Source organism: Arthrobacter woluwensis, from assembly GCF_900105345.1.
Lineage (GTDB): Bacteria > Actinomycetota > Actinomycetes > Actinomycetales > Micrococcaceae > Arthrobacter_E > Arthrobacter_E woluwensis.
In genome coordinates, this window is sequence record NZ_FNSN01000003.1 from 2,548,709 (window position 1) to 2,570,967 (window position 22,259).

Below are 22,259 nucleotides of genomic sequence, written 5' to 3' on the forward strand. Positions count from 1 at the left end.
TCAGCGCTCCTTTCGGGTGTCGGCGGTGTCTGTGCTGGCCGTGCTGTCGGCGCCCTCGGCGTCGCGGGCAAGCTCGTCGGCCAGGAAGGCGGCCTGTTCGCGCAGCTGCGGGGTGGGCTCGGTGAAGACGTAGCGGAACAAGTCCTGCGGGTCGATGTCGGGCTCCGCACTCAGCCCCTCGCGGAGCCGCTGCGCCACCTGCTCGGCGTCGTTCGCAAAGGCGGCCTCGACGTCGTCGGTGAGCTGCCCGGCGGCGCGGAGATAGTGACGCATGCGGTTGAGCGGGTCCTTCGCCGCCCACGCCTCGACCTCGGCCTGGTTGCGGTAACGGGTGGCATCGTCGGCGTTGGTGTGGGCCTGCATGCGATAGGTGTTCGCTTCGACCAGGAGCGGGCCGGAACCGGAGCGCGCCAGGGTGACGGCGCGGTCGAGGACGGCGAGGAGCGCGACCAGGTCGTTGCCGTCGACCCGCTCCCCCGCCATGCCGTAGCCCACGGCCTTGTGCGCGAGGGACGGCGCCGCGGTCTGGTGCGCGAGCGGCACCGAGATGGCGTACTGGTTGTTCTGCACGAAGAAGACGACCGGCAGACGGAAGACGGCGGCGAAGTTGAGGGCCTCGTGGAAGTCCCCCTCGCTCGTGGCGCCGTCCCCGCACATCGCGAGGACCACGGTGTCCTCGCCACGGAGCTTCGCCGCGTGCGCGACGCCGACCGCGTGCAACAGCTGCGTGGTGAGCGGGGTGCTCTGGATGCCCACGTGGTGGGCGTGCGGGTCGTAGCCGCCGTGCCAGTCGCCGCGGAAGATCGTCATGACCTCCACCGGGTCGACGCCGCGCGTCATGACCGCGACGGCGTCGCGGTAGGTGGGGAACATCCAGTCACTTTTTTGCAGACACAACGCTGCCGCGACCTGGCAGGCCTCCTGGCCGTGACTCGACGGGTAGACGGCCAGACGGCCCTGGCGGACGAGCGCCGAGTTCTGGTCGTTGACCCTGCGCCCGACGACGAGCCTGCGGTACGCCTCGAGGAGTTCCTCGTCCGGCGGAACGGGGTACTGGTGGCCGGGGCTGGAACCGCGGCGGTCTTCGGGGAGCATCGTCCCGTCCTCGGCGAGGATCTGGATCTGGCCGTGGACGGGCAGGAGGTAGTCCTCGATGCTGATGCCGAAGTTCTGGACAGCTTCTTGGAGGCTGGTGGTTTGCGGTGAGGTGGCCTGTGCCGAGGTGATTTGTGGCGCGTCCTGTGTCGAGGCCTGGGGCGCAGCCGCGCCGGCAACCGGCGCGCCCTCTGCGGTGCCTGTGTCCTCGGCGGACCGGCCGCCTCCGGGCGGGCTGACGGAAATGGTCATGATGCCTCCTTGCAGCATGGTCCTGACAGCGATGTGTTGGGATCAGTATGGTCCGGAGGATCGTTTCGTATCCACGAATCGGCGGAATCCTGGAAATGTGGTTTCGAAAGTGAGTATCTTGTAGACGGAATGTCGAATATGAGCTGGATCACAGGAGGTCCCGTGGACGAAGTGGACCGCGCCATTCTCGCGCTGCTCACAGAGGATGCCCGCCAATCGGTGACGACGATCGCGGAGAAGGTGCACGTCTCCCGGGCGCACGCCTACAACCGCATCGCGAAACTGCAGGACCAGGGCATCATCACGGGCTTCACCACCAAAATCGACCCGCTCAAGGCCGGCCTCCGCTCGAGCGCCTACGTGACCCTCAAGGTCCGCCAGCACTCGTGGCGGGAGCTACGAGCGAAGCTCAGCGGCATCCCCGAAGTCCACCACGTGGCACTGGTGGGCGGCGACTTCGACGTGATCCTGCTGGTGCGAGCCGTTGATAACGCGGATCTGAGGCGCGTGGTATTCGACCAGCTGCAGAACATGCCGGAGGTGCTGGATACGCAGACGTTTTTGGTGTTTGAGGATGTTGAGGTGCGGTGATGAGCGCACGCCCAACATTTGACTTGCGTCCAGGCCGAGTTATGTCAACTACGTGCACTATCAAAAATCCTGAACTCTCTTGAAATCTCGGAGGCACGCCATCCAAAAAATCGTGAAATCCGACTCCTCGCGCTCAGTTTCCATGTTGCGCAGGAGGTAATCTTCATCCAGCCCAACATCAGGCGATTAAGTGATGCCCAGCCGCGTCGAATACGCCAACCTCAGCCAAATATTTCAGAGTGGAACAACGTAAAGAAGAAGTTTTGAACAACAGCGGCCTAACCTTCATTTTCGTCTCGGGCGCCAAGGTACCTAAGCACTTTTCGCCGCCGGAACCGATTTGACCCCGCGATCGCGGGAAGCATTCGTCAGATTCACCTCGAGCTCAATCGCAACGTCGCCGCTGATGGAAGCGGCAATGCTCTGTCGAGGTACTAATAGGATCCGGCCGGCGTAGTCGCGAACTTTGACTACGTTTCGGAACTCGCCTCGTTCGAGGTCGGAGCGCATAGAACGAAGGTCACGGCGAAACTTCCGACATTTTTTGGATACCCTGCACGAGGGGTCGATGACCCCGGGTCGAGATTGTGACCCAGATCGCGAGTTCGCAGCTCGGACGGCAAATACGCCAGATCGATGACATGGTGACGGCTCGTTTGCTCTGTGAAGCTGCTCAGTCGCGCGCTCGGATACTGGCGGACGGACGGTCCATTGAGTGCATCTGGTTGTTCGGTGACACCGAGACTGGGAAGGCCGCATTTGCCAAGGAATCGTTGTATTAGCGTATCGATCGGTATTTCGTCAGCGGCTCCACTCGAGGACCGAACGATCGATACGATGACCAGCACGGGCTTCTTATCGATGAGATTGGGGCGGAGATGGCTCCTTACACAGACCTGATACGAAATAGCGACGCGAACGCCATGGACAACGAGATCTCAGCTCTTGCCCAATTCAAGGATAAGACGCTGATGGCTGAGCTGGTCCTGTTCGGTCGCCCTACGCAATGTATCAGCGTCAGGTGAGATGGGATATTGATGCTTTCGCGCAGTTCGAGTGACTGATCGGGTTGTGCTTGCAGATGACGAAGAGCGAGATGATTCCGATGGAGTTCGATCTGAAGCACAAGCGACGTTTCTCGATCCACAACGGTTCGCGTTCGAAAATTCACAGAGCGTTTGCCCGGGCAACTGCGGCACCGCTGGCCGCACCGAAGGTTACGGGCGTGCATGCTCGCTTAGACGCACTGATCTTTTCCCTAGGGCAGGTAGGGTTCAGTCCCCAGCGGTAGTCCAAGAAGCTCCCAGACACGCGAAACGTCTTGCGGAAACATGGCCTAAGACCGCTCAGACACCGCAAATGCCACCGACGGGATTTCCATCGAGGTGACGAGTCGGGTGCTGTGCCTCTCTCGTTAGCCCTATTCCCCGCGGGTTCGCCAGCCGATTACAGACACGGACCTGCCCCAGGCCTTTCGCGTGAATGCCCTCTTCGACGCGCGCCGTGACGATGCCGAGCTGGGGTACCGGTTCCTTGTCGGCGAAGCACGCGACGCAGACGATGCAGACGAAGACATGTCCAAGCGGACCGCGTGGAAAATCACCTCCGAGAACGGCTGGTGGTCGACACTCAGGAAGAAGCAAGCCCCCCGGCGAGAGAAAGAAGGCGGGGCCGCAGGCGCATTACGACCTTGTGCAACGCGGGTTCATCGCTGATGTTCCGAACCTGCTGTAGTTGACCGACACCACCGAGCACCCGACGCGCGGTGACAAGCTCTACTTCTGCGCGATCAAGAACGTGTTCACGAACTAGATCGTCGGCTACTCAACCGACTCGTGGATGAAGGCCCGGCTCGTCGTGAACGCGATAGACAAGACCGCCGCGTTGCGCAGAGATACCGCCAGCTACGTGGTTCACAGCAGTAGATACAGCCAATTTCGTTCTCGGGAAGCGGCACTCTACAAGCATCGCCGGGTCGATGGGCAGAGCTGGCACAGCACGTGAAGGCGCGACGATGGTGAGTTTTTTGTCACTGCTGCAAGAAAACGTCCTGCATAGGCGCTACGGCCGACGTGGGAGGAACTGCGGACCGCGATCGCGACATGGATCGAGCGGAGTTCTCACCTCCGGCGCAGGCACGCCCGGTTGGGGAAGTTGACCCCGCCGAGTTCGAGGCCACGAGGAGACTTGCCCGCGCTATTGCTGCCTGACTAACCATTGTCACCAAAGGGTTCAGCAAACCCTCACGCCTGCCTCCTCTCGTCGGGGTCTGCCCTCAGCGTGCACATCGACCTCTGACAGATGGGGACTACGTGTCGCCGGGACTAGTAGGAGGCGCACGGAGATCACCTCGATCGTGGATCTGCTGGCATGCCCGTGGTGATCGCTGCTCCGAGGTGATGTCGGTGTCCGAAGGTAAGCTTGGGAGTGGATAGCTGGCGGCTGGCGAGACGGTCGACCTGGCCAACGGACGCACTAGGAAGAGGGACGATTGACCCGGACAAGTGAGAAACTAAACACCCTCTTTGACGAAGAGGAAGCCACAGGACGAAGAGTCGTGGACCGGAGCGGCGACGAGGATTTTGAGGTCCTCGGTGCGGGCGAATTTCAGCCTCAAGTAATCGCCCCAGAAGGCACGATCTTCCAAGGAGATTCGATTGCATGGTTGAAGTCGCTCGAGACCGGCTCTATCAACATGATCTTCGCGGACCCGCCTTACAACATCAAGAAGGCTGACTGGGACACCTTTGAGTCACAAGAGGCCTACATCGCATGGAGTATGCAGTGGATTGTTGAAGCAAGCCGAGTCTTGACGCCGAAGGGGAGCCTGTATATCTGTGGGTTCTCAGAGATTTTGGCTGATCTAAAGCACCCCGCTTCAAAACACTTTGCTGCATGCCGGTGGCTGGTCTGGCACTACAAGAACAAGGCAAATCTCGGAAACGACTGGGGCCGTTCGCACGAGTCGATCTTGCATTTTCGCAAGTCGAAGAGTCAGAGGCTTGTTGAGATCGACTACGTGCGGATCCCGTACGGGGCGCACACGCTGCGCTACCCCGGACATCCTCAAGCTGACAGCTCAGCCTTTGGAAAGGGACAGGAAAAGCGCGCCGACTGGACTCCGCATCCGATGGGGGCGAAGCCAAAGGACGTCATTGAGGTGCCGACAACCTGCAACGGTATGAACGAAAAGACTCCGCACCCAACGCAGAAGCCAGAAGAGCTTGTACGCAAGTTCATCTTTGCGGGAAGCGCTGTCGGCGACGTCGTTCTCGATCCATTCTCAGGTTCGGGGACAACTGCAGTTGTCGCGGCTCAACTCGGCCGTAAGTTCTTGACGTGCGATCTCAGCGCCGAGTACAACAACTGGGCCGCGGGGCGATTGCGGAGCATTCCAGTTCGCACTGAGCGTGAGTGGTTTGACTATGACCGGACTATCTCCCAACGAAGGGAGTCGATCCGATGAGCACCGAAGCACTGCGCGAATGGGCAACTGACAAGACCAGGTTCTTGTCGATCGCGCACTACGTGGATTTCAGTAAGCGTTTTCTGGAGTACCGCGCGCAGTCGGGATTTCAGGCAGAGCTGGTCGCCCGGAACAACCCCAAGTACCGCTTCTTTCAATTCAAGAGTGACGCGGATTTCCAACTGACCCGCCCGGTCAACACTGAACTGCTCTATGGACCTGATGACTTCGAGGCCGCCGTTGACCTGTTCTACGGAGTTCTCGACCGCGTGATGGACGGGACCAGCGCGTCAGCCGAGGAACGTGATGCGCTGAACCGGGTTATTTACACGTGCCAGCAGTCGATCGGCGCATCGCTTGATGCGCTGCCAGCAGCACGATCTAACACGGCCCGCAAGGTGAACGGTGACCTTTTTGAGCGATTCATTGGATTAACGATCGAGGCCTGCGGGATCGAGTGTAGGTCAGGCGTCTTAAGGATCCCCGTTACCGACGAGGGCGGAGAAGAGCTTTTCGGAATGAATTATCAGCACGACCTGATGATCGAGGTTAAAGGCGATTTGAAGGCGATTGGCTCGGTGAAAACTTCAAGTAAAGACCGGATCGACAAGGTTTTTATTGACAAGTTCTTGTACAACCGACTCACGGGCGTCCCGACGCCTCACTTTGCGATTTTCCTGAACGACGTTCAGCGCGGAGGCAAGGAGCCAAATTACCGCACAAGTAATACGTTTCTCCCCGGTCACTTCAAGGGCTATACGGTCAAGCTGAACCCACTCGATGGTGTGTATTACTGCGATCTCCTGCCGCAGATGGCGACTGACCCACTTCTGTCAGCGCACATCAGCAAGATCGATCGGTTCTACGTCGATGACTTACCGCAGTTCGTAAGATCTGCACCTCACGTAGACGCAGAGGTGTCGGGAGAGACCGTTTTGGACGCAACTGCTTTCTGATGGCAGGGACACGAAGCTGCAACTAGCAGACGCAACAGATGCCCTCCGGTTCTAGAACCGGAGGGCATCTGCACTTTTATAATTGGGTTAGCCGAGAATATCGAGACGACCGGCAGGCACTTACGCACCTACTCCCGATCACTGTCCCGCTCTTCGGTCGATAGCTCGTCACATGTCCTGTCAGCCTGCGGGGCACCAGGTCATCAGGGATCACGAGTGATCCATCGGGCTGCTTCTCGCGCAGGTCGCGTCGCGTGTCTGGCGGGTACCTGGAAACCGCTCCCTCCTCAAGGACAACCGGAGCGAAGCGTCGGGCGGGAGACCCTGACCATGTCGTTCAAGTTGCCCAGCGTTCGCCATGTTGTCCGAGTGTTGTACAGCGCTTTAGAAACAACAAAAGCCCCGACTGGAAATTAACTCCGATCGAGGCATTCTGTCGGGCTGACAGGATTTGAACCTGCGACCCCTTGAGCCATGGGCAGGATCTCTCTCGGGAGCTCTCAGTACCCGTAGATCCCATATGGGAGTAGGACTCGAGGGGCATCGGCCGTTCCCGCCGATTCCCGCTGAATCTGTCGAAATCCCGGACCTTGCGTGCACACTTTCGGTGGCAAGAAGAGTGCCGAACAGCCCCAAGACGAGATGCTTGGAGCGTGAGCGCGCCTGTGGAATATACCTTGGGAGCTGCGTCCACGTGAGTGTACCTGAAGTCAGCCTTTGATCCCGGGTTTGACGAGGATCGTGGTTGATGGATCGACGTCGGGTGCCCAGGCAAGCGTCGGCAAGTCGGCGCTCTCCAGGCCTGCAAGTTTAAGAGTGGCTTGACCTGACAGATGGGACGAGTTGATGGACTGCCCGTTTGCGACTGCCGCATAGAACTGTGCGGCGTAGTTGATCGCATCGGCGTCCTCAATGCTGTCCGCCATCCCGATAGCGAATGGTACGACTTGTGCCACTAGTTCGTCGATCTGGGCTGCGGAGCGGCAGGAGTTTAGAAGGACGAGGAGCGGAGGATCGTCGGTTGCGCTGATCGCTCGAGCGAACGCTCGCGCTGTCACGACCACTCCCTCATGAAGTTCGTCTACTTCGTCCTCGAAGACAATCAGGTCATCGTTACTGTGGCCCGAGAAGTGGACCACGTGAGGACGGAACTTCGTAATGCCGTCCAGCAAGTCAGCCGTGGTTGCTGCAGGCCGGACGTCGAGTTCGATTTGGTCCCGATGTAGCGCGGACTCAACGGCAGCGCGGATGCGCTTCTGTTCGCGCCCCACGCGGAGGTCGCCCTCAGCGGAGGCACCCAGCATGAGCACTCGGAGCTTCTCGGGTTTAGGCATTGGAAGGTGACGCAGCGCAGTGTTGACGGCTACTTCGGCACCACTGATCCTCGATTCAAGCTCAGCCCGTTCAGCCGCCGCGCGACGGTCGGCCCGCTGCTGCTCGTTCTTGCGATGTCGCTCGGCGGCATCGGCCTCCGATTGTTCGGCACGGGAGAGCTTGGTCTGTAGCGCGGCTTCCTCTTTGGCGTAGCCTGCCGCACGGGTCTGCCAGCGGCTTGCCTCCTTGCCTGCAGCCTCAGCTTCCTTCTCTCGTCGCTCGGCTTCTCGCAACTTGCTACTGAGGGTGGAACTGCTCGTGGTCTTTGCGGCAGCCTGCCTTGCTCTAGCGGCATCAGCACGTTTCGAGGACTCCTTCGACCGGTACTCGCCCGCCTTTTTGTCCGCTTCGATCCGTTGCTTGCGCTTGCGGTCCAACTGTCCACGGTACTGACTTGCGCTCATCCTGACGTGCTCCTGCTTCGTTTGCTCTCGTGTCGCCTACAACGCTAGATCGAGCCACCGACATTCTCCGGCTGGCGGCGAGCGCCTATCGGAATCAGGACTTGTGAGGTATTGATCAGCCCCGTCCATTCTTGGCGCTTCGTCAGAGGTCAGAACTTAGGCAGCCTCTCTGAGGTGAGCCACGCATACCATCACTACAAGCGTGGCGGCCCGAAACAGCCTAGGGCATCGACTTACACCGAGGACAAAGGTAACGACGCACAACTGAACAACAACTAAATAGTGGGGTAATGATGACTTCCGTCACACGACGCATCGCCAAGTACAACAACGAGGTAGGCCAACCTCGCGGCGGGCTGCTTCCTCTAAAGCTTTTGAAGCTGGCGCATCTCGACGACGGGCTCGGGGCGGTCGACCATTAGGTGGAGAACCTCCCCGGCGGTTCCGTTGGCAGCGCGGTCGACTACTTGACCCGGCTCGCTCAACTGAGGCGAGCTCCGGATGAACGGTCCATCGTCACAGCACTGGTCGACGTCTTCGGGGTCTCGATCGCGGGCGCGATGCGCATCAGCGAGCACACCGAGCACTCCTCGGCCGCGGCTGACGCGAGGTCTGCGCTGTGGGAGCTGGGCAGCGTCCAGGACGATCATGGTGCAGTGTCGTTCGTCGTGGACGAGACGGCCGTGCGCGTCGCGTGTCAACTGGCGACCTATGACGTCGGGCTGCGCGTCGGCGTGCAGTTCTACCACCCGCAGAGCACTCAGCTTGATCCGGATGCTGTCACGACCTCGCACATTCTCACAATAGTCGAGCGCGCCCGCTTGTTCCTCAAGAAGCACGGGCCGATCACATGCGACGGCTTCATCTTCGCAGATCCAGAAAAGCACGCTGAGGGCGATCGCGGCGGGTACACGGAGCTTGTGACCAGCGGAGACGGTGACTTCTTGACCGAGGACACCTTGTGGGATTTCAAGGTCTCGGCATCGAAGCCAAACAAGGATCACACGCTGCAGGTGCTGATGTACTTTCTCATGGGCAAGGAGTCCGGCCTGTTGGAGTTCGACTCGTTGACCCACATCGGACTGTTCAACCCGCGCCTCGGCACGGTGCATCGGTTGGCAGTTGCTGACGTGCCGGCTGATGTCGTCGAGATCGTTCGCTGCAACGTGATCGGGTATTCGGGATGAGTACCGCGAAGGTGACCTGCTACATCGAGGAGTATCACGATCAGCGCGGTACGTCATGCGCCCGCCTTCGTGAGACCGGAACAGATCGTCAGGTACGCCTCTCGATCAACGGCCCTGCACACCGCCGCCAATTCCTTGCTTTCCTCAGCAGCACAGGCGCTCTCTTCAGCACGTACCGGCGGAGCGATCCGATTGTCATTTCCGGCGTGGTGATCTCCTCAACACCACAGACCTTGGACTTCGCGTACGACGATCAGATTCAGTACTTCATTGACTGACCTGGACGCCAACTGGGTATTGTTGCCAATTGTTTTCAGCACCTGGATTACTCCCGAATACTGCTCGTTTGCGAGCGGCCGATATGCTCCTGCTATGGCGCGACCTCCACGATGGCAAACAACGCTCGATGCGAGCGTTGAAGAGGCATGCCTGGCGGTACGCCTATACAACGATTCCGCAGAGGCCCGCGCGTTCGAGGGCTTCGTCATCCACATGCACCTTGCGTGGCTCTACTTGCTTCACGCCCAGTTCATCCGCGACGACGTGGACTTCCGTTACTGGGATCCAAAGCTCAAGAACCGCTTGGTGAAGATCGACGGGGAACCCAAGCGGTGGGAGCTCGAGCGATCCGTGAAGGAACGCTGGCCTGCAGACACGGACCCGGTGCGCGCGAACATCTCGCTGTTCATCAAGCTGCGGAATCGTCTGGAACATCGCCACGCCCATGCAGACGAGGCGCTAATGCTGAATCTCGCGGGCCATGCCCACGCCCTGCTCGTCAACTATGAGTCGGAACTGACCGACCAGTTCGGCGAGAACCAGTCACTGGCTCTGCGGCTTCGCCTGCCGATCTTCGTTGGTACGTTCACGCCCCAGGGCGAGCAGGCGCTTCGACGCTTCCGCAAGACGCTTCCCACTGATCTCCAGAGCTTCGTCACGGACTACGAGGCAGGACTCGACGAACAGGTGACAGGCGACCCGCGCTACGAGTTCCGTCTCCGAGCGATGGTCGAGCTCGCACCGAAAGACAAAGACGCAATCGCGATGCAGTTCACGCGCTACGAAGATATGACCGACGAAGAACGCGAGTTCGCTGCTGAGCTCGGGCGGCGCGGACAGGTGATCACCAAGGACCGGAAGCTACTCGTCTCCGGCCTCGGGCGGCTCCTGCCCAAGCCCGCTGCAGCTGCGGTCGAAAATGGACTCCCGTACATCTTCAACGTCAACCACTTCAGTGCTGCATGGAAGCGCAAGAAGGTCCGTCCCCCGAGCGGGGATCCGAATCCTGCAAGAACGAACTCCGACTTCTGCGAGTACGACGAACCGACGAAGTCGTATCGGTACACGCGAGCCTATGTGAACCACCTCATCAAGAAATGCTCGACTCGAGAGGGATTTATCGATTTCACCGGCATGGAGCCGCAACTCAAACATGTACCGGTAGCACCTCAGACTGCTGACCAACGCTGACATCTCGCGAGGCCTTGGAGGACACTGGATACCGTCAAGACGTGTGGGATGACGACTGCGAGCATGAGTACTCGTACAGCTGTGAATGCGACTGCGACCACTGGTGCTGGCACGAGTACCAGTGCCGCGAGTACGACTGCGACTGCGACAGCTACACAAGAACATCCGATGCCGAGGATTACGGCGGAAGCGAAAGCACGCCATTCACCCTCAAAGACGCCGTTGTCATCGCAGGTGGTGCAGCCCTAGTCATCGGCACGTTGAAGATCTTCGGCAAGAAGAGCTCCGACGCCGAAGCCGAAGACGAAAGTGGGGACGAAGCTTCATCCGAGCTGCCACAGTCGACGACCATGCTGTCGGCAGCGCCGGCACCTCCCGCGCCCCGCTCGCTGCCTCCTGCTGGCTGGTACCAGGACGGACGCCCGGAACTATTGAGGTGGTGGGACGGCGGCACCTGGACCGATCACTTCCAGCCGACGGCAATGCAGGCTGCAGCGGTTGCCCCCGCTGTCCCCGCAGGCTGGTACCACGACAGCCAGGGTCGCATCCGATGGTGGGACGGCCGCAGCTGGACTCAGCACGTCCAGTAATGCGGTGTACTCGCAGGGTCGTTGCTCAGAGCATCGCCTGCACCGACGCCGGGTGCTCGTCGAACTAGAAGCCGTCGCCGTCTACTAATGTCAACCTTTTCGCGGCCTCAGTCCACCGGAGGCTCCTCGCCGGCCTGGAAGCACGCACCGCTCCTGAACACCTCCGGCGCGCCCTCCCAGTCCTCTGGGTGGCTGATGCTGAGCAATTTGTACTGCTGCGCGTGCGTGCTGTCATAGGGGGTATCGGAGTCGAGCTTCATCCGGCTGTGGTCCTTGATCAACAGCATCTCCACCACCCGCGCGGCGGTCTGCAGGTCGTCCGCGATCGTTCCGGCGTCGATGTCGGTCGGGCTGAGGATCTTCCCGTCGGTGTCGAGGTCGACGTAGAAGCCGAGCATCTTCTCCTCGTTGGCGGCCTTCCCTGCTGCTTTCGCCTCGGCGTCGCGCGCGGCGAACCAGGCATCCCAGTCGGCCTGCGAGCCGTCGACGGGGGCGTCCTCGTAGAGCGACCCGTAGTCGCCCCAGAACGCCTCAAGCTCCTGGCCGAAGACGAACGCGGCCATGTACTTGACCGCGTGCCTGCGCCCATCGGAGGCGAGGCGCTCGACGATCTTCGGTTCCGCGCTGCCGCTGTTCCATGCGGACTCGAACGTCTCGTACAGCCACAGCGCCTTGCCTAGCTCTTCCTGGGCGAGCACCGTCAGGGAGCGCGCCCTGCCGATCGAGCCGTGCTCTAGCAGCAGGTTCGCGTCTGTGACGAGGTTCGTCGCGTTATCCATCAGCGACTTCCAGAAGTCTCGCGCGACGGCAGGGGTCAGTTCCATGCCACAAGTATGCGGTCGACCCACGACAACGAAGCGGCGCGCCTTTGTCGTTCAGAAATCGGTCGTCTTTTGAACAGTTGATCAGGACATGAACTCGAAGCCGGAATCGGCGCGTCGGCGTTCAACAACCCGTTCAATAACAGGTACCGTCGAAAGAAACAACTGAACACGTTTATTGAACGGAGCAACGACCATGGGGCTGGTTGGACTGGTGCGAGTGAGCACGAAGGGCCAGGAGACGGCGAGGCAGCACGACGCCCTCGACCCCATCTGCGTGAAGGTCTTCGAGGAGAAGGTCAGCGGGAAGCTCAAGGTCGAGGATCGCCCCGGTCTGGCAGCGGCGCTGGACTACATGCGCGAGGGCGACATGCTCGCCGTGCACGAGGTGAACCGGCTGGGACGCAGCCTCCTCGAGGGGCTGATCGTTCTCACCGACCTCTTCGAGCGCGGCATCGCCGTGAAGGTACTCGATGGCATCGCGCAGGGCGAGCACACCGAGCGGAGCCTAATTCTTGATCTGGCGCTCGCGCTGGCCGAGGACCGCCGGCGCGACATCGTGCGCAAGACCAAGCACGGGCTGGACGCGGCACGCGCCCGCGGCAAGGTCGGGGGCCGACCTCGGGTGGTCGACGACGACAAGCGAGCGGTGATCCTGGCTCGGCGCGAGAAGGGCGAGTCGATCCGGGTGATCGCCTCTGCGGTTGGCGTGTCAGTGGGCACGGTGTCGGGCGTCCTGGCGGACGCTGCTCTACAAGACGACAGCGACAAGGGGGCCAAAGCATGAGCTTGACGAACGAATTGCGCAATCCGGGGTCACCCGTCCGCGCGTACCTCGACGGGGTCTCGCCGATTCTAGCGGCGACGCGTGGGAACAGCAGCACCGCACGTCAGGCGGCCGCTGCTCTCGGCCTCGTCGATCTCGCGGGGAAGGCGTTGCTCGTGCCAGCCGGCGACGCCGTGGACAAGCCTCTGTCAGGAACGGCGTTCGACATCCGGGCACGGATCGAGCTCGGCGGGTTCGCCCCAGCCGGATCGACGTCCGCCGCAGGCATAGAAGCACTGTCAGGCCTGGCGGCACTGGTCGACAACGGCGAGCACCGCGCACGGGTTCTCAGCGAAGCGTTCCGGGTCGGCGACGAACTGCTGGGCAAGCCCGGCGATGCGTCCGACCTGACGAGGGCCTCGATCCTTTTCGCCTACTGCGAGCAGGTCTACAGGGGCGGCCCCGACGCGCTGTCTGGAACTCTGGGTGCGGCCTGCGACGAGGCGGAGGGAGGACTGGGCCTGGCGCAGGCGATCTCCGAGGCGGCGCTCGATGACGTCGAAGCCCTCATGAGAGCGAGCCGCCTGCAGATCGACGCCTGGCGCGAGCGCATTGCGGCAGGAGCGCGGTTCGAGCCCAACCCGGGCTTCAGCGGCGCGAAGCTCCTGGGCGGTGCCGACGGCGACTGGATGATCGGGGACGCGCTCATCGATTGCAAGGCCTACGGTGAGCTGAGCGTCGCCAAGCTCCGCGACTTCCTCCGCCAGTTGCTGGGTTACGTCATGCTCGACCTCGAGGATGCCCTCGGCATCCGTGAAGTCGGTGTCTGGCTGCCGCGGCAACAATCTTTGAAGACGTGGACGCTCGAGCAGCTGCTCGGCGGGGATCCGGAGACGCTCCTGCCGAAGCTGCGCGAAGGCTTCGTCGGGGCGACAATGCGCAACCAGATCGCCGTGCACGTGCCCGTGTCGGAGCGCCGCAAGCTGCAGCTTCTCGCCGACAACCGGCACACCCCGCACTCGATGCTCATGGCCCTGGCGCAGAGCGACGACACCGATCTGCGGTTCCGCGTCGGACGGAACGCCTCGGCCCCGACAGACGTCGTGAGGCGGCTCGCGGACGACCGCTACGCCCGCGTGCGCGAAGGCGTCGCCATGAACACGGCAGCGCCAGGCGACGTGCTGCATCGCCTCGCCGAGGACAGCAGCGCGACTGTGCGACGTGCGGCCGCTGCGAATCGGTCAATGGGCACCATGCCGGCACACCAGCAGCCGGAGCTCACGAGGCACACGAATGATGCTGTCCTGTCCGGACATGGGCCGGACGAGATGGTTCTGTCGGGTGTTCAGCCGCCATCCGAGCTCTACGTTCGCGGCGTTGAGATTAACCAGGACCGCGATCCAGATGGCACACCTGGCGTCGCTCTCAGCTCCACCCTGTGGGCGATGCTGCGCGGTGATGGCGATCAAGCGCTTGACAGCATCCTTCCGGAATCCGGCCGCGTCTGGGCATGGAGAACGGGCCGATCGCTCCGCCTGCCCGCAGGCGCGTCGCAGGGCCTGCCCGTCGAGGTACTCGTGGACCTGATGTCGGACCAGCGGCCGGCGTACATACGGCGGATCGCGGCGAGGATGCGGCCCATCGCGCACACCGCAGTCCGCCGCGAGCTCTTCGCTGACGCCGATCCGGGCATCCGCTGGGACGCCCTCGAACGGTCCATGACAGACCCGGACCCGCTGCTTGCGGAAGAGGTGCTCGCAGAGCTCGGCGGCTCCCGCACGGCCCGGATCAAGTTCATCACGGACGGCCTCGAGCCGCACGAGCGCTGGCGCACGCCGACCGAGTCCAGCGACCGGGTCGCGCAGCTGATCGCCCGCCACCCAGCGACTCCCAGCGAGGCGTTGGCGGGCCTGGTCGCCGAGAAGTCGCCCGAGGTGCTGCTCGCGCTGGCAGGGAATCCCGCGCTCGGCCCGGAGCCACTGGAATCGCTGACGAACAAGATGGCAAGCACGCGGGCCGAGGCCGCGCGCGTTCTGTTCGCCGAATCCGCCCGGACGCCTGCGGCGGTGCTCGAAGCCCTGTCGACGGACAAGCGGACCCACCTGCGTGCCGCGGTGGCTGGCAACCCTTCCACGCCGCAGCACGTCCTGTCTCGGCTGGCGCAGGACAGTTCGACCGATGTCCGGCTGGGCGTCATGACGAACCCCCAGTCACCGACGGAGCTCGCCGCCCCCATCGCGGAGGCGCTCCTGGCGACGTCGGAGGACCACGATCTGCACGCCGTCCTCGTCGACTTGTCCGGAAGGCCAGAGCTGGCCGTGCCTGATGGACTGGTGGAAGACGCGCTCGACCGCCTGTCGAAGAGCAGGGTCCGCGATCCTGATCTCAGGCACTACGTTGCGGGGCACCCGAGAACGGGCATCGGCACGATGGAACGCCTCGGCAAGAGCAGGGACGCGGAGGTGAGGATCGCGGTCTCGGAGAACCCTCACATCCCGCAGAGCGCTCTGGAAGGGATGAGCCGAGACGAAGACGCAAGCGTCCGCCGGGCCGTCGCGCGCAACGACCGCCTTTCCCAGGACCTGCTGAACGCCCTCCTCCTCGATGACGACCTGGACGTCCGCATCGCGGCCTACCGGACCCCTGACGCCGAGGAAGACGCCGACGACGAACCCTCGCTGTCGAGAGACGTGAGCATCGCAGTGCGGCCCACGGTCCCGATGACCGCGGAGCTGCAGGAGATGGCCGCGAACCCAAGGGCGGAAGTGCGCATCCGAGCCGCGTACAGCGAGCACGCGACGCCGGACATCCTGGCATTCCTCGGAGGCGAGCGGCGCAGCGCGAAAGTCCGACGAGCCGTCGCCGCGCACCCGAACACGCCGCCCGAAGTGCTGAGGTCGCTGGCGGGACAAGACGACGCCGACACGCTCCTGCTAGTCGCCTTCAATCAAGGGACGACCGTGGACTTGTTGGCCGATCTCGCCGGACGCAGCGCCGAGCTCGCACTCGTTGTGGCGCTCAATCCGGACGCCCCGCTTGAGATTCTCGAAGCGCTCTCGAACGACTCGGACCTGCTCGTCAAGTTCGTTGCGGAGGCGCAGCAGGAGGAACGTCGACGGCCGCTTGAAGGCAAGAGTACGACACAGGAACCCCACGCTGAATAGCCGAGTCGGAAGTGGTGCAACGAGAAAGCACTAGTCGCGCGTGTATGACAGTGCTACGCTAAGCGCCACACAACGAGATTGGAGGACAGTATGGCTGTTCTGAATATCCGCGTGGACGACCGGGTCCGCGACCAGCTCAAGGAAATGTCCGACGATGCAGGAGTCACACTCAGCGAGTACGTCAGAGACCTGCTCATGGAGGCAGTGGTCCCCGTGTACGAGCGCGAGGCCAAGCACGGCGACGAGCCCGCCCCGGAGTCGCTGCGGATCGTCGACCGGCAGGTGCTCTCCCTGCTGCACCGGATCCTCGGACGCGTGTTACCCGAAGACGCGGCCGACGTCGACGGCGACGAGGAGTACCAGCTGATGCGGGCCGAGATCCTCGAGGCCGGCTACACCGGCGAATACTGGTACGAGACGGCCGGCTTCCAGACCGAGCTCTCCAAGCGGGACTGCGCGCGGGTGTCGGACATCCTGCAGATGTTCCGCATCATCACCTTCAGCATCCGCCACCTGGAGGAGGACGGGACGCCGGTCGACGAGAAGCTGGCGTTCCGCCTCGAGTTCATAGGCTTCGACCACAACGACGCGCTGGAGGGCCACATGGCCAGCTACGTCAAGTTTCAGATGCGCGACGAGGACCGTTGGTCGGAGCTGCGCCCGCAGATCGAGCGCAACGACCGGGGCAACTCGCACCACCGCATGCTGGACACCTACATGCGCATGCTCGCCGAGTACCGCCGCGTCATGGACGGCCGGGAGCGCGGGCACAGCCGCTACGACTATCTGCTCAGTATGGACGAGCTGGAGCAGATCGCCGCGGCCAGCGTGCACCCCTCGAACCGCCTGAAGGCCTGATGGTGGAAGAGGACGGCGGCGTCGATGTGACGAACATGCACGTTGAGTGGGCGACCCACGAATACACTCGCGGATGGGACCTGGGCGGACAGCTCCACGATGTGATCGAAGCCGAGTTCGACCAAGATCCCGCCTACGGTGACCTGGAACGGACGGCTCTTCGACTGATCGCCGATTTCGCACGCGCCCAGTCGCTGCTCGAACGGGCCGCGCGTGCGCACGGTGCGGACGACCTGCCCGGGAATTGTCGACCGACCAAACAGGATCGCTTCACGGACGAGAGCCTTCGACGCGTCGGTGCCTGGCTCATCAAGGAGCTCGAGGTAGGCGTCATCAACGCCGACTACTTCCACACGGTCTTCCGGGCGGTCCAAGAAGCCCGCAACTTCCTGGCGCATGGGTCGGCCTGGCGACCGTGCCGGGAATTGACCGAGGGAGGAAGCGCTCCTGCGTTCATGATCGCGAAGGAAGGTAAAACTTACCTGATCACGCAGGCCCGCATCCGGGAACTGCGCGCGGGCTCCCAGTGGCTTCGCCGGGTGAGCGCTGCCGTCCTCGACACGGCCGAAGGGAGGACGTCACACGATCTCGGTTTCATCGGCCCGAGACCGGGCGAGGAGAACTCTGCCGTGAGGAAGCTGCTCAAATACGCGAAAGCCGTGGAGCAAAACCTCGCACGTAGTGCGTCAGCAATGACCTAGGTCATCGAGCTCCGTGGCGGGCACGTCTGGGAGCTGAAGACGGCCGCGAGCGGGTGGTCGTCGACCGCGAGTTCAGAGCCAACGGCGGAAGCATTCGCGACCGCTGGCGGGTGGAGCCGGACGGCGCGTGGCAGCGGCTCTTCTGGGTCGGGTTCGTCGACGCTGAGCCAGCTGTGGGTGGCGATGACAAGCGGCGGCTGCCAGTGGAGCTCGGGAAGAGGGTCGAGCTGAGGACGGGCCTCAGAGACGTCTGGCGAACGGAGACGGCGCTCGTGGCCGTGCTAGAGCGCGACGGTCAGAGTCATGGGCACGGAGCACGAGGAGGTCGGCGACGTAGACGGGGTCCCCTTGCGCGTGCCGGTCGACGACGGCTACAGGACGTGCGCCGCCTGCGGCGGGGACTGCGAGCCAGGCGTAGAGTTCGGCTCTAACGAGCACAAGGCCAGGGTCGCGTTCGTATGCCCGGAGCACGGGCCCCAGTCGCTCATCGACCCGTTCGAGGACCTACGATGAATGGTCCAATCAACGAGTAGCTACCGGAGCGTTAGATGTCTAGGTCGACAAGACGCGTTCCGCCCCAACTCCAATTCGACGCACCATGGAAGTCGCTGGACTGACTGACCTTCGCCCCGCTTCGTTCTTTCAGAATCTTAGTAAGAGGACCAAGCGACCACTCAGCACCCTCGAATGACACCTTGGAATCACTTACGACATGAGCGGTGAGCATCGGGTTCGAGATGAACTCGATGGTCTCGCCGATAAGTTGATTCAGGGTCTCGCGAGAATCGAACTGGGCGGAGGCGCGCTCGTTTTGACTCCAGTTGCTTGCTCGCTTGAAGCGAGCTGGCACCTCGAGAATCTGTTGCAGCAAGATGTGAAGCAGATAGTCTCGTCGCCGCTTGATAGCTGCCCCGTCCCAAACCTCCCTGTCAAGCACGCGATTCTGTGTGACCTGCAGGCCGGACTGACCTTCGTACGTCTTCTTCTTCTCTGCGAACCCCTTGTTGCCAAGCTCCTGGTTGTGGCGGATAAGCGTAATGTTGCCGATATTGTTCACTAGATCTTGGTGCACCTCTTCAGCATCGTCGCCGAGAACTTGCACCCAATCCGCGCTGAGCTTCTGCGGCATGATGTGCTCAAGTTGCAAGTGCGTGTCGTCCCACTGGGGACGAGATTTGGTGAGCGACTCCTCTGCCATCGAAAGAAGCAGGCGAGGGTAGTTCCTCGACCGCCCAAGGTTGTAGAAGTTCATGCTCCGCAGTCGCGCGCCCATCTCGTCGTCGTTGGGAACGCGGAGCGCATACTCCTGTGAGGAAAGTTGGCTGAACAAAGTGTCGGAGATGTCCTCCGAGTCATAGAGCTCGCCAAGTCTTGATCCCAGAACGGGGTAGAACTTGTTCTCAGCCTGAGTCATGCCAAGCACTCGGCGACGCAAAAGGTAAGTGCGGAACCCAGTGAGCACGCCGACCACATCGCCGTCACTCAACAACTTGTCTTCCCACGCCGCCAGGACTTCAGTCAGGTATGAATACGCAGGGTTGACGCCGATGACGTTGAGATCCTCGATGGTTTGGTCAATGCGGTGGATACCGGTCTGCTCGAGGCCGCAGGTAATCGCATACGGGTGGGAATATCGAACGAAACTTTCGAAGAGCGTCTCAACACTCCGCCCGCGCACAACCTCCTTGAAGGCGCTATACAACTCCTTGTAGTTGCTTTCCCTGGCGACTTTGAAGCTCCTGTGCTGGTCAGCCTGCATCCAGTCGCGAATAAACTCGGAGAGCTGGCCAGGCAGTCGCTTCTCGAGAGAAAGCCAGTATCCGTTGTAGAGGTCCGTCTGCTGCTGGCTGCTCTTTCCCATGAGCAGATAATTGCGAACCAGGTCTGCCAGAGAAAGCGGCTTGCCGAGCGAGTTCATTGACTCGAAAATCTCTTGGGGGTTCTCCCACGGATTACGCTCTGGTTCGAGTTGGATTGAAATGATGCTGAACTTGGACAAGCCCTTGACCAGAAGGTTCTTCTTGCGCTCGTCACTCATCGACTCGAGCGCTTTGCGGAAGAACTGGTAGTTCTGGTGCACCGCGGAGTTCTTGTAACTTGCATCAACCTCGGTTCGAAGCACAAGGCGTTTGTAGGCTTCCCAGTCGGTCTCGACCTGCTTGAGCTTGATCTTGTACTCGACGTCAGCGTCTGCTCGATCATTCTGAAGGTATCGGCGTTGGATCTCTGCCTGATAGTTCTCATCCTGAATGCTGTCACGCAGGGCCATCAACAGGAGCATGGTTGTGGTAATTCGCTGCTGGCCGTCAGTAAGAACAAACTTGTCGGGGATGCCGAAGCCTGAGTCCTCGACTACGTAGACGATACTGCCGAAGAAATGCTCCGTTCGCACGTTCTCCAAATTGGAGTCTGCAACCTTCTCGACATCTGCGAGCAGGACTTTGCAGTTATCGCTCGACCACTCGTAGTTTCGCTGGTATGGCGGGATGAAGAACGTCACGTCATTGTTCGACAACGAGTCGAGCAAATACATCGGGCTTGCCTTCATACAGGAGTTCCTCTTCGTGATCCGGGGCATCAATGCTCCGGAAAATTCGCGCGGTCAACGTGCACCACCAGCAGCGGGGCGCTTCGTCACCTTGCCATGCTATCGAAGGGATCAGACATTGAAGCCGAGGTTGACTTGGGGATATTGGACGTGTCGACCCATTGGTCGACCCGCGCGTAGCGCTGCACGTCGCTCTCGAAGGTCGGTGACAGAGATTCGACTCGAGACAAGACCCACCGGCCTGGTCGGGGTTGGACCGTGTCGCGCTCATGGACGACATCGCGGAGCTCAGCGGCTAAGGCCAATTGAACCTGCGGGCCCGGCGCGTTGAGGCGGCTTCGAGAGCCCGTCGCGAAAGGAGCTGAAGATGCGAACAAGCGCTATGGAGCGCGTTTCTCGGCACCAGCTGTCGAAGTCGGCATCGCGAGCTTCGGGCGTGTCGAGCTCTTCGGAGAAGGCCTTGCGTGCACTCTTGCGTGCACACGCACTGCTCCAGCCCCAACCCCAAGCATGCAAAAACCCCGTAAAATCGTTGATCTTCCGGGGTTTTTCACGGAATTTGGTCGGGCTGACAGGATTTGAACCTGCGACCCCTTGACCCCCAGTCAAGTGCGCTACCAAGCTGCGCTACAGCCCGCCTTGCCTGACCGTTATCGCTGTTCGCGGCCGTTCAAGCAACGGGTTCTACCCTATACGAAAACCGGCCCAGATGCGAAATCCTCGCCACCCTGGAGGCCCCTCGTGTCGCGGCGCCGGGCGGCGATCCTGCAACCCGTCACCGCATCTCCAACCGCGCCCGCCACGGCGTCCGAATCCGCCGGCGCAACCCTCCCGTCACCACCCATTCATCCGGCCGCGCCAGACTCACTGTGCGCCCACTCCCCAGGGCACGCGCCACACCACACAGCAAGGACCCCCCATGGATCGCCGTCGTTTCTTCACCGCTGCCCCTGCCACCACCGCGGCAGCCTCCTTCCCCCTCCTGACCGCCGAGCCCGCCTTCGCCGACTCCACCGACGCGCAGGCCAAGAAGCTGACGTGCCTCATGCTGGACGCGCTGGACCGCGAGCTGGACGACCCTGCAACTGCGCGGGTCGTCGAGCCTCACCTTCAGGACATCGGGTTCAACTGGCGCCCGCCCGTAACTGCGGTGGCGAACATCGACTACTTCGTGGCCTATGCCTTCGGCAACCGTGCACCGGCCGGCGGCGGTGACCCCGCCAAGGGCCTCTACGAGCCCGGCCCCGTCAACGAGGCCCTTGCGGACACCATCGTCGCTGTCCGCAAACAGAAGACCGTCCCCGTTTTCGCGCAGTGGGAGATCGCCCGCTTCCTCAAGTCCAAATACTCGATGACGCAGGTCATCTCGATCGAACCGGTCATCGCGCCGGACGGCACCATCACGTACCTCAGCACCGACGGGGTCGCCGCACAGGTGGTCGCCCAGCGCGGCACTGGCGGCACGGCCGGCGTCGTCGGCTTCCGCGACCACGTCAAGCGCTGCGTCCAGACCACTCGCGACCGCGGCATGACCGCCTTCGCCCCCGCCGGATTCGACATGCCCGGCACCTACGATCTCCAGTCGGGCCAGCCGTGGACTCGGCGCCGCGACCTCTACCTCCTGCACGACATGTACGCCCAGATGGCCGTTCACCGCGGCAAGATGATCGCTGAGGCGTACCCGAACGGATAGCGACGCGACGAGCATCGAGCGCGGATGAAAGAGCTCGATTTCGATGTCTCCTGCATGAGATGAAAGATGCCGGTCGGCGAGAGCCAGGGGTCGCACCGCGAGGCGCCCTGGCCGACGCCGACCGCGTCCCACGAAAAGTGCCGGAACCCGTCAGACCGCATCCGCCCTCACTTTGAGCGAGACTCCGCTTGGCCCCAACGAGCGGGTTGGCTACTGCAGACTACTTGTGCTTCTACGCCTGCTACGTCGAACACCAAGAAGGACAAGCTAACGTCATCTGCCAGAACAAGAAAAACTACAACGGGATCAAATTTGAGGCCTGG

Annotated in this window: 17 protein-coding genes and 1 tRNA gene; 13 read left to right on the top strand and 5 right to left on the bottom strand. The window is 61.9% G+C overall.

Annotated elements, in window-relative coordinates; translation table 11 throughout:
* A complete protein-coding gene (gene pdhA / locus BLV63_RS12270; protein WP_082724232.1) occupies positions 1 to 1,347 on the bottom strand; it encodes a pyruvate dehydrogenase (acetyl-transferring) E1 component subunit alpha in 1,347 nt (448 codons plus the stop codon).
* Between the two features lie 138 nt (positions 1,348 to 1,485).
* On the opposite strand from pdhA, the gene BLV63_RS12275 reads away from it, so the two are divergent.
* The 3 genes from BLV63_RS12275 to BLV63_RS12295 all read left to right on the top strand — a co-directional run bounded on the left by BLV63_RS12275 (position 1,486) and on the right by BLV63_RS12295 (position 6,360).
* Positions 1,486 to 1,938 (top strand): Lrp/AsnC family transcriptional regulator, encoded by a 453-nt coding sequence (locus BLV63_RS12275; protein ID WP_254780553.1) that lies wholly within the window; start codon positions 1,486 to 1,488, stop codon positions 1,936 to 1,938.
* Between the two features lie 2,557 nt (positions 1,939 to 4,495).
* Positions 4,496 to 5,404 carry a DNA-methyltransferase gene (locus BLV63_RS12290; protein WP_066215646.1) on the top strand — a complete coding sequence of 303 codons (909 nt, stop codon included), beginning with the start codon at positions 4,496 to 4,498 and terminating at the stop codon, positions 5,402 to 5,404.
* On the top strand, positions 5,401 to 6,360 hold the full coding sequence (locus tag BLV63_RS12295) for a hypothetical protein (RefSeq protein ID WP_074784276.1): 960 nt from the start codon (positions 5,401 to 5,403) through the stop codon (positions 6,358 to 6,360). Before BLV63_RS12290 ends, BLV63_RS12295 begins: the two co-directional genes overlap by 4 nt.
* Before the next feature lie 710 nt (positions 6,361 to 7,070).
* Here BLV63_RS12295 and BLV63_RS12300 read toward each other — a convergent pair.
* Positions 7,071 to 8,138 (bottom strand): CHAT domain-containing protein, encoded by a 1,068-nt coding sequence (locus BLV63_RS12300; RefSeq protein ID WP_066215648.1) that lies wholly within the window; start codon positions 8,136 to 8,138, stop codon positions 7,071 to 7,073.
* Positions 8,139 to 8,560: 422 nt separating this feature from the next.
* Between BLV63_RS12300 and BLV63_RS12305 the strand changes: the two genes are divergently transcribed.
* The 4 genes from BLV63_RS12305 to BLV63_RS18795 are packed head-to-tail and all read left to right on the top strand — an operon-like array spanning position 8,561 to position 11,385.
* Positions 8,561 to 9,325 (top strand): hypothetical protein, encoded by a 765-nt coding sequence (locus tag BLV63_RS12305; protein WP_066215650.1) that lies wholly within the window; start codon positions 8,561 to 8,563, stop codon positions 9,323 to 9,325.
* Positions 9,322 to 9,603, top strand: a complete 282-nt coding sequence (locus tag BLV63_RS12310) for a hypothetical protein (RefSeq protein ID WP_139244688.1) — start codon at positions 9,322 to 9,324, stop codon at positions 9,601 to 9,603. The genes BLV63_RS12305 and BLV63_RS12310 overlap by 4 nt, the downstream gene beginning before the upstream one ends.
* Entirely contained in the window at positions 9,596 to 10,795 is a 1,200-nt protein-coding gene (locus BLV63_RS12315; protein WP_254780554.1) for a DUF3644 domain-containing protein, read from the top strand. Before BLV63_RS12310 ends, BLV63_RS12315 begins: the two co-directional genes overlap by 8 nt.
* A 41-nt stretch (positions 10,796 to 10,836) precedes the next feature.
* Complete coding sequence (locus tag BLV63_RS18795) at positions 10,837 to 11,385, top strand: DUF2510 domain-containing protein (RefSeq protein ID WP_066215658.1); 549 nt, start codon at positions 10,837 to 10,839, stop codon at positions 11,383 to 11,385.
* A gap of 107 nt (positions 11,386 to 11,492) precedes the next feature.
* Here the strand turns inward: BLV63_RS18795 and BLV63_RS12325 are convergent, their stop codons facing one another.
* Entirely contained in the window at positions 11,493 to 12,209 is a 717-nt protein-coding gene (locus BLV63_RS12325) for an AbiV family abortive infection protein (RefSeq protein ID WP_066215660.1), read from the bottom strand.
* A gap of 193 nt (positions 12,210 to 12,402) precedes the next feature.
* Here BLV63_RS12325 and BLV63_RS12330 point away from each other — a divergent pair, with 193 nt between their 5' ends.
* The 5 genes from BLV63_RS12330 to BLV63_RS12350 all read left to right on the top strand — a co-directional run bounded on the left by BLV63_RS12330 (position 12,403) and on the right by BLV63_RS12350 (position 18,208).
* Positions 12,403 to 12,993, top strand: coding sequence for a recombinase family protein (locus BLV63_RS12330; RefSeq protein ID WP_066215662.1), 591 nt, complete (start codon positions 12,403 to 12,405; stop codon positions 12,991 to 12,993).
* Between the two features lie 2 nt (positions 12,994 to 12,995).
* Complete coding sequence (locus BLV63_RS12335) at positions 12,996 to 16,136, top strand: hypothetical protein (RefSeq protein WP_066215663.1); 3,141 nt, start codon at positions 12,996 to 12,998, stop codon at positions 16,134 to 16,136.
* A 90-nt stretch (positions 16,137 to 16,226) separates the two neighbouring features.
* Complete coding sequence (locus tag BLV63_RS12340) at positions 16,227 to 16,994, top strand: YfbU family protein (protein ID WP_066215665.1); 768 nt, start codon at positions 16,227 to 16,229, stop codon at positions 16,992 to 16,994.
* Positions 16,994 to 17,695 (top strand): hypothetical protein, encoded by a 702-nt coding sequence (locus tag BLV63_RS12345; RefSeq protein ID WP_066215667.1) that lies wholly within the window; start codon positions 16,994 to 16,996, stop codon positions 17,693 to 17,695. Before BLV63_RS12340 ends, BLV63_RS12345 begins: the two co-directional genes overlap by 1 nt.
* Before the next feature lie 303 nt (positions 17,696 to 17,998).
* Positions 17,999 to 18,208: a hypothetical protein gene (locus BLV63_RS12350; protein ID WP_066215669.1), complete on the top strand. Its 210-nt coding sequence runs from the start codon at positions 17,999 to 18,001 to the stop codon at positions 18,206 to 18,208.
* Positions 18,209 to 18,239: 31 nt separating this feature from the next.
* Here BLV63_RS12350 and BLV63_RS12355 read toward each other — a convergent pair whose 3' ends face one another.
* Positions 18,240 to 20,243, bottom strand: coding sequence for a DUF262 domain-containing protein (locus tag BLV63_RS12355; RefSeq protein WP_066215671.1), 2,004 nt, complete (start codon positions 20,241 to 20,243; stop codon positions 18,240 to 18,242).
* 560 nt (positions 20,244 to 20,803) lie between these two features.
* Positions 20,804 to 20,880, bottom strand: a tRNA-Pro gene (locus BLV63_RS12360).
* A gap of 282 nt (positions 20,881 to 21,162) precedes the next feature.
* Here BLV63_RS12360 and BLV63_RS12365 point away from each other — a divergent pair.
* Positions 21,163 to 21,936 carry a hypothetical protein gene (locus BLV63_RS12365; RefSeq protein WP_066215673.1) on the top strand — a complete coding sequence of 258 codons (774 nt, stop codon included), beginning with the start codon at positions 21,163 to 21,165 and terminating at the stop codon, positions 21,934 to 21,936.
* The last annotated feature ends 323 nt before the right edge of the window (positions 21,937 to 22,259 follow it).

Bases quoted from the DNA above. Each gene is read 5' to 3' on its own strand.
- BLV63_RS12325 (WP_066215660.1), bottom strand. From the start codon at position 12,209: ATGGAACTGACCCCTGCCGTCGCGCGAGACTTCTGGAAGTCGCTGATG.
- BLV63_RS12350 (WP_066215669.1), top strand. From the start codon at position 17,999: ATGGGCACGGAGCACGAGGAGGTCGGCGACGTAGACGGGGTCCCCTTG.
- BLV63_RS12345 (WP_066215667.1), top strand. From the start codon at position 16,994: ATGGTGGAAGAGGACGGCGGCGTCGATGTGACGAACATGCACGTTGAG.
- BLV63_RS12295 (WP_074784276.1), top strand. From the start codon at position 5,401: ATGAGCACCGAAGCACTGCGCGAATGGGCAACTGACAAGACCAGGTTC.
- BLV63_RS12340 (WP_066215665.1), top strand. From the start codon at position 16,227: ATGGCTGTTCTGAATATCCGCGTGGACGACCGGGTCCGCGACCAGCTC.
- BLV63_RS12365 (WP_066215673.1), top strand. From the start codon at position 21,163: ATGGATCGCCGTCGTTTCTTCACCGCTGCCCCTGCCACCACCGCGGCA.
- pdhA (WP_082724232.1), bottom strand. From the start codon at position 1,347: ATGACCATTTCCGTCAGCCCGCCCGGAGGCGGCCGGTCCGCCGAGGAC.
- BLV63_RS12275 (WP_254780553.1), top strand. From the start codon at position 1,486: ATGAGCTGGATCACAGGAGGTCCCGTGGACGAAGTGGACCGCGCCATT.
- BLV63_RS12330 (WP_066215662.1), top strand. From the start codon at position 12,403: ATGGGGCTGGTTGGACTGGTGCGAGTGAGCACGAAGGGCCAGGAGACG.
- BLV63_RS12355 (WP_066215671.1), bottom strand. From the start codon at position 20,243: ATGAAGGCAAGCCCGATGTATTTGCTCGACTCGTTGTCGAACAATGAC.
- BLV63_RS12310 (WP_139244688.1), top strand. From the start codon at position 9,322: ATGAGTACCGCGAAGGTGACCTGCTACATCGAGGAGTATCACGATCAG.
- BLV63_RS12300 (WP_066215648.1), bottom strand. From the start codon at position 8,138: ATGAGCGCAAGTCAGTACCGTGGACAGTTGGACCGCAAGCGCAAGCAA.